Source organism: Achromobacter arsenitoxydans SY8, from assembly GCF_000236785.1.
GTDB classification, from domain to species: domain Bacteria; phylum Pseudomonadota; class Gammaproteobacteria; order Burkholderiales; family Burkholderiaceae_B; genus Achromobacter; species Achromobacter arsenitoxydans.
Window position 1 is genome coordinate 164,476 of sequence record NZ_AGUF01000052.1, and the last position, 17,545, is coordinate 182,020.

14 protein-coding genes are annotated in these 17,545 nt (G+C 64.4%); 1 reads left to right on the forward strand and 13 read right to left on the reverse strand.

What is annotated here, in order from left to right; genetic code table 11:
* Positions 1-31 precede the first annotated feature (31 nt).
* Positions 32-1,012: an AraC family transcriptional regulator gene (locus KYC_RS14785; protein WP_008163620.1), complete on the forward strand. Its 981-nt coding sequence runs from the start codon at positions 32-34 to the stop codon at positions 1,010-1,012.
* Between the two features lie 20 nt (positions 1,013-1,032).
* Here KYC_RS14785 and KYC_RS14790 read toward each other — a convergent pair whose 3' ends face one another.
* The 13 genes from KYC_RS14790 to KYC_RS14850 form a co-directional block, all read right to left on the reverse strand.
* Positions 1,033-1,932, reverse strand: coding sequence for a hypothetical protein (locus KYC_RS14790; protein WP_238531938.1), 900 nt, complete (start codon positions 1,930-1,932; stop codon positions 1,033-1,035).
* 93 nt (positions 1,933-2,025) lie between these two features.
* A complete protein-coding gene (locus KYC_RS14795; RefSeq protein ID WP_008163622.1) occupies positions 2,026-2,808 on the reverse strand; it encodes a bestrophin-like domain in 783 nt (260 codons plus the stop codon).
* 124 nt (positions 2,809-2,932) lie between these two features.
* Positions 2,933-5,350, reverse strand: coding sequence for a fused MFS/spermidine synthase (locus KYC_RS14800; RefSeq protein WP_008163623.1), 2,418 nt, complete (start codon positions 5,348-5,350; stop codon positions 2,933-2,935).
* A 167-nt stretch (positions 5,351-5,517) separates the two neighbouring features.
* Positions 5,518-7,140 (reverse strand): arylsulfatase, encoded by a 1,623-nt coding sequence (locus KYC_RS14805; protein WP_043518481.1) that lies wholly within the window; start codon positions 7,138-7,140, stop codon positions 5,518-5,520.
* A gap of 46 nt (positions 7,141-7,186) precedes the next feature.
* The gene (locus tag KYC_RS14810) at positions 7,187-8,218 is read right to left on the reverse strand and encodes an HAD family hydrolase (protein ID WP_420796115.1); all 1,032 of its coding nucleotides are present in this window, start codon (positions 8,216-8,218) and stop codon (positions 7,187-7,189) included.
* Entirely contained in the window at positions 8,199-9,566 is a 1,368-nt protein-coding gene (locus KYC_RS14815) for a hypothetical protein (protein WP_238531931.1), read from the reverse strand. Before KYC_RS14815 ends, KYC_RS14810 begins: the two co-directional genes overlap by 20 nt.
* Positions 9,563-11,071, reverse strand: coding sequence for a VWA domain-containing protein (locus KYC_RS14820; RefSeq protein ID WP_008163629.1), 1,509 nt, complete (start codon positions 11,069-11,071; stop codon positions 9,563-9,565). Before KYC_RS14820 ends, KYC_RS14815 begins: the two co-directional genes overlap by 4 nt.
* Positions 11,062-12,063 (reverse strand): vWA domain-containing protein, encoded by a 1,002-nt coding sequence (locus tag KYC_RS14825; RefSeq protein ID WP_008163630.1) that lies wholly within the window; start codon positions 12,061-12,063, stop codon positions 11,062-11,064. Before KYC_RS14825 ends, KYC_RS14820 begins: the two co-directional genes overlap by 10 nt.
* Complete coding sequence (locus tag KYC_RS14830) at positions 12,050-12,541, reverse strand: DUF4381 domain-containing protein (RefSeq protein ID WP_008163632.1); 492 nt, start codon at positions 12,539-12,541, stop codon at positions 12,050-12,052. Before KYC_RS14830 ends, KYC_RS14825 begins: the two co-directional genes overlap by 14 nt.
* Positions 12,538-13,473, reverse strand: a complete 936-nt coding sequence (locus tag KYC_RS14835; RefSeq protein WP_043518483.1) for a DUF58 domain-containing protein — start codon at positions 13,471-13,473, stop codon at positions 12,538-12,540. Before KYC_RS14835 ends, KYC_RS14830 begins: the two co-directional genes overlap by 4 nt.
* A 9-nt stretch (positions 13,474-13,482) precedes the next feature.
* Positions 13,483-14,442: an AAA family ATPase gene (locus tag KYC_RS14840; RefSeq protein ID WP_008163637.1), complete on the reverse strand. Its 960-nt coding sequence runs from the start codon at positions 14,440-14,442 to the stop codon at positions 13,483-13,485.
* A 45-nt stretch (positions 14,443-14,487) separates the two neighbouring features.
* Positions 14,488-15,630, reverse strand: coding sequence for a formylglycine-generating enzyme family protein (locus KYC_RS14845; RefSeq protein WP_043518485.1), 1,143 nt, complete (start codon positions 15,628-15,630; stop codon positions 14,488-14,490).
* Between the two features lie 338 nt (positions 15,631-15,968).
* Positions 15,969-17,090 carry a BamA/TamA family outer membrane protein gene (locus tag KYC_RS14850; protein WP_008163640.1) on the reverse strand — a complete coding sequence of 374 codons (1,122 nt, stop codon included), beginning with the start codon at positions 17,088-17,090 and terminating at the stop codon, positions 15,969-15,971.
* Positions 17,091-17,545 lie beyond the last annotated feature (455 nt).

Below are 17,545 nucleotides of genomic sequence, written 5' to 3' on the forward strand. Positions count from 1 at the left end.
GAAAAGCGAAATCGCCAGGGAGTTCTTTGCGATGCCTATCGAATCCGTTTACATGCATCATGTTTACTCCGGACTTGAGCCTCTGCAGGCTTTCGATGTCGTATTCGGCGGCAGCTTCGAGCATCGCTTGATGTCGTCCGACTTGGCCACGATGGAGCATCAGCGCCTGGTGCTTGGAGACGTCCGCCTGGAAACTGGGCGCTACGAATTTCCGGTGATCGCCCATGGCGCCATGCCCAAGGATGGGATCTGCGTCGGTTTCATGGCTGAAGGCGGCCACCTGACGCGCTGCAATACCGCAGCAATAGGCCCGGATGAAGCTCAGATTTACCCTGCGGGCGTCGAACTTCTGTATCACGCCCGCGGACACTCTCGGTGGGTCAATCTGGCCGTACCTGAAGCGCGTATCCAAAAGGTTGCCATCGCCCGCACAGGCCGGCCATTGCCGCTGCACCGGCGCTCGCTGCATTCCATACACCTCAGGCCTGGCACTCGGCAAACATTGACAACGCTCACCAACGATGCGCTCGGACTTGCGCGGCGCCTCCAGCCAGATGGCGGCATGGCGCCGGCCCTGGCCGAGAAGGTCTGCGAATCGTTGTTGACGGGTTACGTGGACGCCCTTTCCCTTGCAACGCCGGCGGGCAAGTCCGAGAAAATGACTGTCGAACAACGGCACTATCATTTGATTGCCGCGTGCGAACGACTGGTCTTGTCCGGCGAAGCGACGGACGTGGCACTCTTGGACATCGCTCGGCGCAGCGGCTACACCTTGCGATCGCTGGAGCTGATTTTTCGCCGCAGCGTCTGCATGTCGCCGGGACGCTGGTTCATGACAGCACGGTTGAACGGGGCGTTGCGCGATCTGCTGACAAGTGGTCCAGACGTCAGCGTGTCCGAAATTGCCTTGAAGTGGGGCTTCAGGCACATGTCGCGGTTTTCTGACTACTACAGAAACGCATTTGGCGAGTTGCCAAGCGCCACCCTCGCCCGCTCGAGCGTTCGCCGCTGAACCCGCCCAAGCGCCGCCCATCAGAAGCTCACCGCCAACCCGACCGAAAAGCCGGATACGTTGTTGCCGAACACGTAGCGACCGACCAAGCGCGTGCGGGTAATGAACACGTCGTAGGCGCTGGAATCCAACTCCAACCCCGCGCCGACGGACGTCAGACGGTCAAACCCCAGAATTCCTTTCTGGTCACCCAGAAACTCCGAGTGCGTCAGCTCCAGCACATACCGGAGCGGCCGCTGCAGCACGACCATGCCGGTGGGCGCGCGATAGCGGGCCCAAAGGTTGGCGGATTGCGCGATCGCACTGCCGCTTACCGCTGCCGAGCTGTCGAAGCTCTTCAGGCGGATGTCGGAATAACGCAGTTCCACATCCACCTCGTACCCGGGCCGGTAGTGCTCGTAATCCAGCATGATCGAGCCGCCCAACCCGTACGCATTCAAAGACCCTCGATCCAGGAAGTCGATATCGTTGCCGGTGCGTCTTCCGACATACCAGCTTGCCGCGCGCAGATCGCTCGTCACGTTGCCCAGTGCAATGTTGAAGATGGGGCGCAGCTTGAGCTCATCGGTCAGCTTGAAATCCCAGCCGATGCCGCCCGTCGCGGAAAGGCTGTTCCATTTGGTGGGTATGCGGCGCGTCTCGGCGCCTTGCGACGCGATGAAGGTTGGATCGTATCTGCTTCCTGCCAGCACACCTTCCAGATAGATCGGGACGGAATCGGAGATCGTGTCCCCGCCGCCCAACTGCGTCATGAAAAACTCATTGGATCCGGAGGTCGAACCGCCGCCGCTCGCGATATTCAAGGAGCTTGTCGTGATGTCTGGAACGATGGAGAACGACATGATCGCCAGCACGCCGTTCGCGCGCTTTTGCAGGTCGTCCTTGCTCAGGCGCAGGCCTTCCTGAGCCTGAGCCTGCATTGGCGCAACGCAGACGGACGCCAGCGCCCATGCGCTCAACTGCGCAGGCAACCTGCTTTGCTGCCTCATGCCTCCGGTCGCCATGAAACTCTCCTAGTTGGCGCCGCCAGCGGGATCGACCATGGATTGCCGCTGCGCCACCAGCAAGGCATCGCTCTGGTCGATGCGTATCGTCCCGATTCGGGGGAACTCAAAATCGATGATGATGTAGAGTGCTGCGGTCATGACGACGGCGTACACGACCTGGTGAAGTCGCGTGCTGCGTTTGGAGGCCGCCAGATTGACGCCAACCAGACCCGCCGCCACAAGTGCCAGGAAGCCCAGGAAGGCGTAAGCCGCAACAGGCGGATGCACTTTCTGCGCCACCGTCTGGGCGGTTGCGACGTCGAACATTTCGTTGACGGCTCCGATATAGGACGCGGCGAACGGCGGCACGCTGCTGCGCGCGGCCAGCATCGAGGTGGTCCAGATTTCCTTCTGCAGCATCCCGACGCGCGCGGCGATGGTGTCGCGTTGCGCCAGGTCAGCGACATTGCGGTAGTAGTTGATGCGCTCATCCACATAGCCGCGGAACTGTTCCCGCAACCGAGGCTGATCCTTCGCATCGATCATGTCGATGCGCAGCCAGGCAGTTCCGATCGCGTTGACCTCCTGGACCAGCAGGTCGCGGCGTTCAGCCATGCGTTGAGCCGCCCCTGAAAACGTGAACGCCACCAGCAGACCCAGCAGCGCAAACACGGAACCTTCGATAACGGCGGCGCCCGGAACGGCCTTCTCGTCGGCGCCCCGCCCAAGCAGCTTTCCCACTTGCATCGCCACGAGCAGCAATACGAAGAACGCGGCGGCCAGCGCGACAAGAATCAGGGAATAGTTCATTCGTTCACCTAACGCATCATCATGGTTGATGGATACATTCCGATCACTTAATGCCATCGCTGCAATGGGACGCCAACCCCAGGTGTGCGTGCGCCCGGCGGCGTCCCTTCCGCAGCAGCCTTCGTCACCCCGGGTCCGTGCCTGCCATGAACCAGCGCAGATAGGGATTCGTTTGCGCCAACTGCGCCAATGCGCCGGCATTGCGCGCCCATTCTTCCCGGTTGCCCTGGTAGGCTGCCAGCGCACTGCGATAAAACACATCCAGGACACCGCGTTCCTGCGCGATGCCGACCATCAGCGTCCGGCCGTCCTCGCCCAGCGGCGGATCGCCGCGCAGCGCCATCAGGGCCGGCAACGTGCGCACGATCTCGCGTGGCCGGACCCACGGGGCGTACTCGATCGCCGGCCAGTCGTCCGTCACCGGCGCTTGCCTGCCCGCGAACCGCGCCAGGCCGTCCCTGTCGGTCACCCATGTCGCCAGCAGCGCCTCGGGTGACGCGACGCCCACGTCCGCCAGCGCCCGGCGCAGCGGAGGATGGGCCATGCGCTGCGCGATGCGCGCGGCATCCAGGGGCATGGATTGCAGAGACCCCACCAGAAGCATCTCGTGCAGTTCCGTCGTCCACAGCGACGCATGCGGGAAGACTGCGATGAAGCTGGCAACCAGGGCACGGGTGTCGTCCAGATTCTGTGTGGGCAATGGCAGCCACTGTGCAACGACGCCCTGGGGATTGAGCCGGCTCGCCGCAAGTTCATAGAAGTCACGCGAGTACAGATTGACCACGCCGGCCGCCGATGGCGGCGGCGGCTCCAGGGTGATCAGGTCATAGCGTTCGGGGCTGACGAGCAGCTCGCGCCGCCCGTCCCGCAGCCGGCGATCCAGTCCCGGATCGACGGCTGCATCGAAGCTGCCTTTGAACAGGGTCCCGGCGCGCAGGACACCGGGCAACAGTTCAGCGGCAACCCGACGCTCCAGGCCGGGATACCTCGACAGCGCCCCGGCCGTGATACCGGTGCCGAAACCGATCACCAGCGCCGACCGTGGCTCGCCCGCATGGATGACCAGCGGGAGCAGCGCCTGCAGCCGCATATAGCGCAGCGACGGCATCGCGTCGCCCGAATTCGATACGCCCTGGATATACAGACGGCGGAACCGCTGATTCGCTTCTCCGCGCTCGACGACTGCGACCGTTCCCCCTCTGCTCTCCTCGTAAAACACGATCGTCCCGTCCTTGGCGCCGGGCAGCAGCCGCGCAAGATGATCGTGCGGCAACGCCCAGCCCAGGATCAGCACGGCGCCCAGCAGGCCAACGGACACAGCCCGCGTCATTGACTCCCGGGAACGCCACGCCGCCGCGATGCCGATGGCGCAGGCGAAGGCGGCCAGAAGCACCAGCCCGCGCACGGTTCCCAGGCGCGGCAACACCACAAATGCGACGACAAGCGTGCCGGCGATGCCGCCCAGCGTATTGCCGGCCAGGACCAGACCCGTGCCCTGCCCCCGCCGGGCCGGCGGCACGGCGATCCGCAACACGGCGGGAAAGGCTGCGCCAAGCAGCAAGGTGGGCAACAGCACCACCACCGCCCCGACAACCGCGAAGCGCGCGCTCATGCCCGCCAGACCGCTGTCGCTCCATTGCCGCACTGCGGCTTCGGCCATGGATTGCAGGCCGATCAGCCACGGGCCCAGCAGCGCCACTTCGAGCAACGCCGTCACGCCTGCGCCGGCGATCAGCAGCGAGAATACGCGCCACGGATCCTGAACGCGGTGTTCCAGGCGCGCATAGAGCGCCGATCCCAGCGCGAGCCCGGCTAGATACACCGCCAGCACGACGGAAAAGGCGAACGCCCGTGTGCTCATGAAAGGCACGACCATCTGCGACCACAGGACCTCATACCCCATCGCGACCGAGCCAGCGGCCGTGTAGAGGCCGATGGCCAGCCAGGCCTCGCCCGACAGGGCCTCGCCCGTTACCGGCTCTTCAGGCGACGTGGTTGGCGCGTGGCGTTGAAGCACCCAGGCGCCGGCCGCCGCCGCAAGATTCAAGCCCGCCGCCACACAAGCGGCACCCATCATCCCGAGAGCGGGAATAAGGACATAGGCAGGGAGCAACGCGCCGGCGATCGCGCCCGTCGTATTGGCCGCATAGAGAATGCCGCCGGACCGCCCGACCTGCCCCGCGCCGCACGCCCGCAACAGCACGGGCAAGGTGCCGCCCATCAGCATCGGGGGGATGGCCACCACGGCAAGAAGCCCCAACCAGGCGGCGCCGGACCATGTCTGCTCGGCGCGGGCAAACAGCGGCGCGCCATGGGCCAGCGCCCAGGTCACCCCCAAGGCCAGCACGGCCACGCCAAGCTCGATACTGGCATACAGGCGCAATGGCCCCGCACTGCCGTCGGCTACCCGGCCCAGCCACGCGCTGCCCAATGCCAGGCCGAAGAAAAAGGCGCTGACCGCGATGGCGATGGCATGAACCTCCACCCCCACGATCAGCGTGAGCTGCTTGATCCAGAGGATCTGGAATATCAATGCCGCCATGCCGGAGAGCGCCAGCAGTCCTGCCGGCGCCCACAGACCCGTGACACGCTTCGTGTTCGAAGGGACGTTTGACCGGATACGCGAATCTTGCAGCGTTGGATTCATGAGCACCTGCTTTTGAATGGGGGATCAGGCGGTGGCGAGCATGCCCGCCACCGCCTGCCGCGCTACTTGCCCTGCTTCTTCGCCGCTTCCTCAAACCGCCTTTCGATCTCGCGATCCACTTCCTCCTGGACCTGATCCACACTGAACGTGGCAGGCCGCTGACTGGGCGGATACTCGATGAACGTCTTGAGGAACTCTCCGGCCTTCATCGACGCGATGAGCGGCAGGTAATCGTTCTTCACGAGCCAGTCGTAATACTGGTTGGAGACGACATCCGCGCGTTCGTAGGGATCCATGCGCAGGTTGAACAGCTTCGGCACGCGCAGGCACACGAACGGATCTTTCCACACCGCGAACCCGCCTGGCGCCTGCTGCTCGCAAAAGACCGCCTTCCAGTTCTGATACCGCATGGCGACAAGCATGCCGTCGTCGTTGAAGTAGAAGAAGTCTTCGCGTGCGCTGTCCGGCGCCTTGCCCGTCAGGTAATCCAGCTGGTTGTAGCCGTCAAGGTGCACCTTGTAGCTCTTGCCTGCGCCGTCGGGGGTCCAGCCTTTCAGCAGCCGCTGTTTGACATCCTGATCGCCCACGGCAGCGAGAAGCGTGGGAAACCAATCTAGCCCCGACACGATGCCCGTCTTGATCTCGCCAGCGGGAATATGCCCTGGCCAGCGGATCATCGCGGGCACCCGGTAAGCACCTTCCCAGTTCGAGTTTTTCTCGTTGCGGAACGGGGTGGTGGCTGCGTCCGGCCAACTGAACTGATTTGGCCCGTTATCGGTGGTGTAGATCACGATGGTATTGTCCGCAATCCCCAGGTCATCGAGCTTTTTCAGGAGTTTGCCGACGTCCTGGTCATGCTCCCACATGCCATCGGCATAATCGTTGCCCGGCATGCCGCTCTTGCCTCGATGCTCGGGACGGATGTGGGTATAGACGTGCATGCGGGTTGTGTTCATCCAGACGAAGAACGGCTTTTCAGCCTTGCCATGCTTGTCCAGATAGTCCAGCGCCGCACCAACCGTCTCATCGTCGATGGTTTCCATGCGTTTGGCGGTCAGCGCACCGGTGTCCTCGACTTTCCCGTCGGCACTACTCTTGATGACCCCGCGCGGCTGATAGCTCTTGATGATGGGGTCGTTGGAGTTCTTGGGCCAATACGGACGTTCAGGCTCTTCCTCGGCATTCAGATGGTAGAGATTGCCGAAGAATTGATCGAAGCCGTGTTTGGTCGGCAGGTATTCGTCGCGGTCCCCCAGGTGATTCTTGCCGAATTGCGCCGTGGCATAGCCATGGGATTTCAGCGCTTGGGCAATCGTGATGTCACGGTCCTGTAGGCCGACCGGCGCGCCGGGCATGCCAACCTTCGACAAGCCCGTGCGCCGGGCCACCTGGCCGGTAATGAACGTCGAGCGGCCGGCCGTGCAACTGTTCTCGGCGTAGTAGTCCGTGAAGATCAGCCCTTCTTTGGCGATACGGTCGATATTGGGCGTGTTGTATCCGACCACGCCCTTGCCGTACGCACTGATGTTTGTCTGGCCAATGTCGTCGCCAAAGATGACGAGTATGTTGGGCTTTTTACCGGAATCCTGAGCTTTGGCCGGCGCGCTCTGGGCCTGAGCCCCGCCCGCCAGCGCAAGGCTGCTCGCGGCCAGCAAGGCCGCTCCCCACCATCGTCTTGCTCTCATTACTGCTCTCCTTGCCCGCGGACGGGCTCCTGGTCAACAGAAACAATCAAGGCTTTTCAGACTGATAGATTTGCTTCCACTCCTTCTCCATATCAACGACGGTCCACCCCTGCGCGCGCGCCGCGTCCAGGGCCTTGTCCAGGCGCCCGACGCTGGACTGCCTGTCATAGGCCCATTCGCGCCGGGCGTCGGTGTGATGCACCAGGCCGGCAAAGCGCTTGCCGGGCCCGGCAGTCGTCCACTCGAGCATTTGCAGGTCACCGTCGGAATTGCCGAAGGCCAAGATGGGCCGGCGTCCGATCTGGCGTTGGATCCCAACCGGCTTGCCGGGCCCGTCGTCCACCAGGTCGATCTTTGGCAGCCGCATGATCTGGAGCTCGCCATCGACCGTCTGCAGTTCGGCCACGAAGCTGGTGCCGACCACTTGCTCCGGCGGAATTCCGTAAGCGGCCTGCGTCCACGGGCGCATGAACTCGGTTTCGCCGCCGGACACGATGTAGGTCTTGAAACCGTTGGCGCGCAGGTAGTCCAGCAATTCCCGCATCGGCAGGTATGTCATGCTGGTGTAGGCCATGCCGGTGGTGGGATGGCGCGCGGTCTGCGTCCAGCGATTCACGCGTTGCGCGAACTGATCAACGGTCATATCGGTATGGGTCGCGGCAATGAGCGTCATCAGCCCCTGATGGCCCGACTTGGCAAGCGCCGCGTTGTCCTTTTCCAACACGGCCTTGAACGGCTGTGTCGTCTTCCATTCAGGGTGGGAAGGCGCCTGTGCGCGGACTTCGTCCATCGCGAACAGCACTTCGAAATACATCGGCTGCTCGCTCCAGAGCGTGCCATCGTTATCGAAGACCGCGATACGCTCATCGGCCGGTACGAAATCCGGACTGCCCGGCTGGGTCACCGCCTTGACGAAATCGACGATGGCGGCGCGCGATGGGCCGTCATTCCAGGAGGCCAGATCGGCCCCGGTTCGGGACTGTGGCGCCGCGCAACCGGCCAGCAGGAAGACTGCGCACAGCCACGTCCAGGCGATCCATCGTTGCATCAGTCCGCGTTCATCGATGTGGCGCATCAGCGTCTCCCGTGCGAGGTGGGGCTTCATGGTGTAGAGGATTCAATGACTTGGGCAGCGCGTGGACCGCAGCCGGCCGCTTGCGCCATGCCCTGCGCCAGACACGGCTGCGCGAGGCCAGCGGAGCCCGCCATGCGGTCTTGGCCGCGTTCATTCCGTACGCGTGGCGCAGCGTGCTTTCCACAAACTGGCGTTCGTCTTGCGCCAGGGGCGCCACCGCGTCGCGCAACGCCGCCGCGCCGCTGCTGCGCCGTATCCACCGGTAGCAATCGCTCAGGACGGCAGGCGCGGCATGCGCCTCGCGCTGCCAGGCACGCCAATAGCGCGGCTCGCTTACCAGCCAGCGCGTCCGCGCGCGCCTCGCGACGGCGCCCAACGCGCGCGCAAGGCGTTGCCAATAAGCGCGGCCAAGCCACAACGCGAGGCCCGCGGCCGCCAGCCCAATCACCGCGGGCATGGCCCAGCCGGGTATCGCCCAGCGCAGGCCATGGCGCAGTGCCGCTAGGTCTGCCTGCAGCGAGAATGGCGGTGGCGCTGTTTGGGCCGCGGCAACGTCCACCTGCCGGCCGGGCAACGTCTGGTTCTTCGGCGAGCCGGAGCGTGCGTCCGTCCAGTGCAAGGTCAAGGGCGGCAAGGCAAAGCTGCCTGACTCCTGCGCGACATAGTCGGCCTGGTCGATTCGTTGCGCCCCAACGAAGCCGCCGCGCCCGTCTGTCAGCGTGACGACTTCCGGTTCGCGCGGATAGCGTTTGAAGTGCGGAACGTCCCCCAGCGGCGCCGGCGGGAGCAACATCGGTTGCACGCCATCGGCCCGCTGTGTAACGCTGCGGGTGATGCGCCCGCCCTGCACCAATGGGTCCGGGGTTAACGTGAAAGACTGCGTCACGGAAAGATCCCCGACGACATTGCCCAGCCGCGCCGCGCCCTTGATCTGAAGGGTCAGCGGCGCACTCTCGGCCGTCACTGGCGCGCCGGCCGGTCCCAGTTGCGCCGTCACGCTCAATGCGGGAATGTGCAGCGCGCCGGCGGATTCGACGCTCAACAGGTAGGTGTAGCGCAGCCCGTTTAAGGACTGACCATTCTGTTCATCGCGCACCAGCTCTCCGTGACCCGACGGCGGCGTGACCGTGACGCCGGGCAGGTCGAGTTTGGGCAACTGCGGCGGTTGCGTGAACCACGTGCTGGTCATCACTTCGAGCTGCAGCTTGATCGTGGCCCCCGTCTGGCCCTCGGCAGGCGCCGAAGCCGTCACGCGCAGCACGGGAGCGTCCTGGGCGTGCAAGGGACGCGCCAGGATCGCGGTCAACGCCACGGCCAGCAGCAGGCAGCATCGGCAGACCCTGCGCATCATTGCTGACTCCCCGCATCCTGCGCGGCGAACTTACCGCGCAGAAAGCGCGCTGGCGACAGGTTCAGCGTGCGCAACCAGACGTCTTCCGATGCCGCTTGTGGGACCTGTACCGTCGTCATCTGGCCCGACTTGGCCGACTTGTCTGCAACGCGCTGGTCGGGCGGCTCGGATTGGCCATCCTGCTGCTCCTGGCTCATCGCCGCGATCAGGCGGGTCACGATACCGCGGTTGACCACCGCGGGCTGCCATCCCGGCTTGAGCGCCAGTGCCCGGTCGTAGGCCGCGAGCGCCGCGTCGTAGCGATGCAGCCGGACCTGGGTATTACCAAGGTAAAAGTAGGCGTCGGGCGTGGTCTGCTGCGAAAACGCCGTCAATGCCGTGGCATAGTCGCCGGCCGCATAGGCAGCTCGCCCTTTCCAGTACGGGTCCTTGAAGTGACCGGCCGCCTCGCCGAAGCGGCCTTGCTCGAAGGCCAACCGTCCTTGCTGGTCCGGCGTGAGGAAGGCATCGGCCAGAGTGGCGGCATGTACCGGTGGCGACGTGGCGGCAAACACGGCGGCTAGCAGGCAGGCTTGCCAGGGCACCCGCCACCCGCGCCGCAGCGCAAGCAGCGCCAGCAACGCCAAGGGCCAGCTCAGCCAGTAGCCCGCGTCCTTCCAATGCGCCGCCCCGCCCCTATCGTCCTGGACGGCATTGAAGTGCTTTTGCGCGTGCAGGGTGACCCAGTCGAGGTCGTCCGGCGTTCCCGTCAGGCTGCCCAGCGGTGCGCCGGCTGCTTGCGCGAGCCCACGCAAGGCCGCCTCGTCGATGCCGCCCTGTTGCGCCGTCCTGCCTACCGCCATGACGAGGATCTGCAGTTGGCTGGCCGCCTGGGCCCGCTCGCGCACGGCATCCGGCGCGGGCGCGCCATCGGTCATAAGCAGCAGCGTGCCGCCGGCGCGTTCTGCCGCCAGCACCTGCGCCGCCAGATCGATGACGCCAGGTACGTCGCGGCCGTCGCGGTCGATGAGATCCGTGGACAAGGCCTGGATGAAGAGGTCCAGCAGATCGCGATCATCGGTGGGCGGCAGCACAAGATGGCTGCTGCCGGCGTAAGCGATCAGGCCCGTCTTGCTGCCTGCCCGTCTGGCCGCCAGATCGCGCATCGTCTGCTTGGCGGCTTCGAGTCGCGACGGCGGCACATCAGCGGTGTCCATGGTCGCCGACAGATCCACGGCCACGACCAAGGGCGCGACGTTGTCCAGAAAACCGGGTTCATCGCGCTGCCAGGCGGGTCCCGCGGCGGCCACCGAGCCCAGTGCGAGCATCACCGCCAACAGGTCCAGCGGGCGTGGGCCGCGCGATCCGGCGGTGTGCACCAGCAGATAGCGCAACAACGCGGGCGCAATGCCGCTGCCCAGGCCTGCTCCCGCCCGCTGCGCGCGCCCGGCCGCCCACAGCGCCACCGCGAGCGCCGCGCCCAGCAGGAACCACGGACGCAGAAAGTGGAAGGCGCTCAGGTCCATGTCGCGCCTTTCGTGTTGTCGACGGCGCCGAACCGCGACCGCAGCGCCGCGGCCGCGTGCCAGAGCGCTAGCAATCCCAGCGCTGCGGCCAACGGAACCCAGAAGTAATCGTGCTTGGGCTGGTGCCGCAGCGTCTTCACCTCCTGCGGCGTCATCTGATCGAGCGTCTTGTAAACGTCCTGCAGCGCAGCCTGGTCGGTGGCGCGGAAAAACCGCCCGCCTGTCGTGTCCGCGATGGATCGCAGGGCCTCGAAGTCCACGCGATCCTCGCCGCTGGCCTGCGGATCGCCGATGCCGATCGTATGCACGACGATGCCGTGCGCCGAGGCAAGCTGCGCCGCGCGCGACGGCGGCACGGCACTGCCGGTGTCGTTGCCATCGGTCAGCAGAATCATCACCTTGTCGCGTTCCCGGGCCTTGTCGAGCATGCGTATGCCCAATCCAATCGCATCTCCGATGGCGGTGTTTGGCCCCGCCATGCCAACGGCGGTCTGATCCAGCAACAGGCGCAAGGCTACGTGGTCGCGCGTCAGGGGCGCCTGGGGATAGGCGCCCGTGCCAAACACGATCAATCCCAGCCTGTCATCGGGGCGCCTGGCGATGAAGTCCGCCACCACCTTTCTGACGCCCTGCCAGCGCGTCACGGGTTGACCATTGGCGTCTTGAAAATCCGCGCTGTCCATCGACTGGGAAATGTCGACGGCCAGCAGGATGTCGCGCATGGGTTCGGTATGGGTCAGCGGCGGCTCGATCCACTGCGGGCGGGACAATGCCAGCAGCAAAAGCAGCCATACCGCAACGTTCAGCCAAAGCTGCCCGCGGCCTGCCTGCACCCCTGGACGGGTTGGCGACCTGCCCGTCAGCGTGGCCATGGTGTCAAAGAACGGTGTGCGCAATGCGCTTTGTGCTTGCATGTAAGGCGGCAGCCAGCGGTAGGCCAGCCACGCCAATGGCGCCGCGGCCAGCAGCCAGGGATAGTCAAGCCGCCACATGGTGGCGTTCCATCCAGTGGCGGCTGGCGGCCAGCAACTGGCGCAGGTCCGAGGGTTCCAGCGCGCTCACGCGCGCGTTCGACGCATAGGCCAGCGTTTCGAGCAGGTGTGCGCCGTTACCCGGCAGCGTCGCGCCGCTGCTCGCCAGCCATGCCACCCACGTTTCGCCGCTTAGCGCCGCGGCCTGGCCGCCGGGCCCTTGCGCCGCCAGCGCGGTGCGTTTGAGCAGCGACGGCAGCGCGCGCGCGGCCAGCGGATCGGCGCCCATGTCGGCTTCGAGCTGCCGCAATTCGGACAGCGCCTCGCGCCGGTAGCGGTTTCGGCGCCACCGGCGCCATGCGCGTGCCGCAAGCCAGCCCGTCGCAAGCACCACGACCACGGCCACCACCAGCCAGCCCCAGGTTTGCGGCCAATAGGAGACGGGCGCGGGCAAAGGCAGTTCGCGCAATTGGTCAAGGCCCGGCAGTTCCTCGTTCATGGCCGCCCTCCCAGGGCCTGCCGGCCCAGTTCGCGGCGCAGTTGCGTCAGTTCGTCCTTTGCCGTATCGATGCTGAGGAGCGGCACGCGGCTGCGCCGCAGCAGTTCGGCCACCTCGCGCAGCCGGCCGCTGAAGAAATTTTCCAGGGGTTGGCGCACGTGCTGGCGCCCTACCGGAATCTCCAGATGAAGCTCGCCCTGCGTGACGTGCAAATGGCCCCGGCTTGGCATGCGCTGCGCCATGGGGTCGAAAATGAGTGCCGCGATGACGTCGTTATGGACCGCGAGCAGGCGCAGGCTGCGGAGCGTGTCGTCATCGGCGCCAAAGAAATCGCTGACGATGCATATCAGGCTATCGTGCGGCGACTGCGCAATGGCAGCGCGCAACGCCGCGTTCAAGCCTTGTGGCCGCGGGCGGTCCGGGCGCTGCGCCGAAAGTCCCTGGTTGGCGCGAACGAGTTCCGCCAGAAATGCCCGTATCCGGTCTCGGCTCCGCAGCGGTTTGACGCTGCGCTGTCCGTCGTCGTCGAAGACGATTCCGCCGACACGATCCCCGGCATGGAACGACATCCAGGCGGTTACTGCCGCCAGACGGGCGGCGACCGCGCACTTGAAGGCTTGCACCGATCCGAAGTACATGCTCATGCGTTGATCCGCCAGGATCAACGTCGGCCGATCGCGCTCTTCGGTGTAGCTGCGCAGGTAAGGCTTGCCATACCGCAGCGATGCTCGCAGATCCAGCTGGCGCAGGTCGTCGCCGGCGACATAGCGCCGCAATTCGGCGAAATCCAGGCCGCGGCCGCGCAGGCGCGACCCATGCAATCCCGCCAGCACGCTGCCCCGGGGTGGGCTTGCGTGGAATGACAGTCCGGCCACGGCCTCTTCCAAGGCCATGAGCTCTGCAAGTGGCGGATGGACGGGGTGCGGTTCCATGAAGCGCCCTCAGGCCGGTACCGCGACCGTGTCAAGCAGGCGGTCGATCACCGCATCGGGCGTCACGCCGTCGGCCACCGCATCGTAGGACAGCTGGAGACGATGGCGCAGCACAGGGTGCGCCATCGCACGCACGTCGTCGGGCGCGCTGAAATCGGCGCCCGATAGCCAGGCGTGGGCGCGGGCCGTCCGGTCCAATGCAATCGCGCCGCGCGGACTTGCGCCCACCTGTATCCAGCGGCCGATATCCGGGTCATTCGAATGCCGCGTCGCGTTGACCAGGTCGACGATGTAGCGATCGGTCGCGGCCGAGACGTGGACCGCAGCCGCTTCCGCCCGGCAGGCGAACAAGTCGTCCTGGGACAGGCGGCTGGCGGCGTCCGCCGACTTGGCCGGGCGGCGCAGCAGCGCAAGCATCTCCAGCTCGTCGTCGGGCGCGGGATAGTCGAAGCTGACCTTCATCAGGAACCGGTCCATCTGGGCTTCGGGCAGCGGATAAGTGCCTTCCTGTTCGATCGGATTCTGCGTTGCCAGCACCATGAACAGCGGCGGCATGGGCCGGGTCTCGCCTCCCACGGTGATCTGCCGTTCTTCCATCGCTTCGAGTAGCGCGGACTGAACCTTGGCCGGCGCCCGGTTCACCTCGTCGGCGAGAATGAGATTGCCAAATAGCGGACCGGGCTGGAACGCCACCTGGTTTCGGCCTTCGGCGTCCTGCTGCAGCACATCGGCGCCCGTGATGTCCGAAGGCAGCAGGTCCGGCGTGAACTGGATGCGGCGCATCTCTGCCGCAAGATGCGCCGCCAGCGCCTTGACCGAGCGCGTCTTGGCCAGCCCAGGCAGGCTTTCGAGCAGGATGTGCCCATCGGCCAGCAGTGCCACGATGATGTTGCGTATGACCTGCGCCTGTCCCAGCACCTCTCGGGATACCGCCTGTTCAAGCGCAAGAATGCCTTCACGGTTCGCCATGTCTCTTCCCCTTCCCCTGGACCGGCAGCTCGCTGGGAGCGGCGCTTAACGACTGGCGATGCTGCGCTGACGCGCTTGGGCCGACTTCCATTGCTCTGGCGTCATGACCGTCCGGAATCCGAGATGCGACATGGGGTTGAGGGGGTCGGTGCCACGCCGCGCGCTGGCGCGGTAGCTGATGCAATAGGTGTCGCTGCAGAGAAATGACCCGCCGCGCGTGACGCGCTTGGGCGCCGAGGCCGGCACGTTGCCGTCGCTCGGGTCGAAACTGTCTGCCGGTCCGGCCGGATCCGTGGGTGGTTGGCGGTACTGCGCCTGCACCATGAACGCATCCGCCCGATACCAATCCGCCGTCCACTGCCAGACGTTGCCGGCCATGTCGTAAAGGCCGTAGCCGTTGGGCGCGTAGCTGCCCACGGGAGTCGTGCCCACCTGCACCTTTTCGTCCTTGACCACGGGAAACGGCTGCTGCTGCCGGGTATCCCATATATTGGCCATGGCTTGGCCCTGCGGCTGCAGTTCGTTGCCCCAACTGTAGGTGGCCTGCTCGTAACCGCCGCGCGCCGCGAATTCCCATTCGGCCTCGGTCGGCAGGCGTTTCCCCGTCCACTGGGCATAGGCCTGGGCGTCTTCATACGACACCTGCACGACAGGGTGTTCGTCCTTGCCGTCGATGTTGCTCCCTGGCCCTTGCGGGTGGCGCCAATTGGCGCCGGGCACGAAACGCCACCAGCGTGAGTAGTCGCGAAGCGAGACCTCGGTCTCCGTGCCGACGAACACCATCGCCCCGGCGACGAGCGCACTGTCATCCGGGCGGGGCGTGCCGGGCGGCAACTGGGGACGCAGATCTTCCCAGCGCGGCTTTTGCTCTGCGGTTGTAACGTAGCCGGTGGCATCGACGAATCGGCGGAACTCTGCGTTAGTGACGTCATGCACGTCCATCCAGAATCCAGTCAGCCGTACCTTGTGCGCGGGGCGCTCATTGGGCTGAGACATCTGATGGTCGTTCCCCATGAGGAATTCAGTCCCCGGAATCCAGGCCATTCCTGCTGGGCCGTTTTTGCCGTCACCGAGTTTGACTACATGAGTCTGAGGAGCGGCAGGAGTACCCGCCACATAAGCGCCGATCGCGGCCGAAGCCCCGAGAATCGCCGCAAGCGCCAGTCCGATCTTTAGCTTCTGTTTCACTTGCCCTCTCCCTCAGTCGAGTCAAGCCAAAACTGCGTGCGCCACGCTCGCGTCAAAACGGCCATAAAGGCAGATTCGACGACGAAGTGTTTGGCGGTTTAAATGGGCTACCGTCCGTAGAAGGTAGAGCCCTTTTCGAGGCGGCGCTATCCGAAATGCGAAAACTACGAATTGGCTTTCAAAAAAAGTAGCTCACAGCAGCACGCAGAAACTCAGCGCCAGCTTATCCAAATGACTGAGGAGTCATTCAATGGGATATCCAATTTTCGAGCGGCGTCGATCGAAACACCGCCAACCGTGGACGCAATGTCGCAGCGCACGGGGCAAAGTCTCAACGTTCACCTCCAGGCAGAGCCGACCTGGATATAGAAGGCGCTTTGGTCCTTGCTATGCGCCACATCCACACCGACGGCCAAGCCCAGGGAGCGTGCGAGCAAGTAGCGAAAGCCTGTGCCCACGCTGACGACATTCTGGGCCTCTGAGAACGAGCGCCAATTGCCGTAAGCCTTTCCAACCCCGGTAAATGCCAGTACCGACCATCGAGGAGTGACATTCCAGCGCAGTTCGGTTTCCAGCACCACCGCGTCACGATCCTGATAGCGCCCGCGCGCTACACCACGCAGATCGACATAAGGTTGGGCGTAGAAAGGTACTGTGCCACGTGTGAATTGACCATCGGCGCGCAGGCCTAATGTCCAGCGTTCCTTCAGCGGCAGCCAGTTGTATCCACGCGCTCGATAGCTTTCGAAAGGTTGGTCGCTGCCCAGCCAATTACGTGCAAGCTCTGCCGTGAATTCGGCATACGATCCGCGATTCGGGTAGAAGATGTTGTCCCGAGTGTCGTATTCCAACACTGCGCCCGCCTTCCCAATGTGGCCGGCCTGCTGTTCCAGGGAAAGCTCTGATGCGGCCGTGCCGGTGAAGCGGGTGCTGGAACGAAAATAGGAATATCGCGGGCCCGCGTACCAACGGCTGTCTCCAAGCCGAGCAAGCACCTGCTGCACCAGAAATGTGCCTCTGACTTGGTAGTTCCGCCCGCTATCGAAGGCGCCGTAGTATTCCAGGTTGGCTCGACCCTGCGCAATCGCGCCAAGATAGCGATACCGGTCTCCAGACCAGTTATGGAAGTGAAAGAGCGCTCCGCCTCGCGTACCGTTTTCAGTGGCCAGGCCACCCACACCGGTAATATTGGGAGGCGGTTTTCGCCCTTCCATCGCCTCACCGCCCTCGTGCGCATCAGCCTCTGAAAAATACAGCAGCATCAGCCCCCCTCCGTAACCCACTGCGGGCTCGGTAATGATGACCGGCACTGGCAATGCGCCACGGTTACGAAGCAGGAAATCGCTAGCGTCGAGCCCTCCATCGGACTTGTCAGTCATGAGTGGCGCGTCAGCCCACGCGGCGGCATTCAGGCAACACGCAAGAAACATTGCAGCGAGAGCCGCTTGCGTCATCTGCATAGGCCAGCGAGGTGTCGCACGGAGCCTAGCGCACTGTCTCGAAATCTTTTGGTTTTCAAGTGCCATCTATGGCTGCCTTCGCCGGAATGTACGGCCTAAGTATTACCGACGCATTCGGATAAAGCCTAGTGCCATGTTGCAGCGCTTGCGCGGCAAAAACTGAGCCCGGGCGCGGGGCTGTGGAGTGCGAAGCATGTTGCGGAGAAACGTCCGCCGATTTCCAACTTTATGTCCCGCTGCCGCGAATTCTCAACTTTATGTCCAATGACTTGGACATAAAGTCGGATTTCGACCTGTTCTTGTTATAGGAGAGATTGGTCGAAATCAACTCTCAACTTTATGTCCACCGACTATTCAAGTCGATGGACATGCAGTCGATAGCAGTCGGCGGCCATGCTGTTGATCTTGATGACCCCGTCGGCACAAGTAAAGCTCGAAGCCTTTGAGAATTCGGA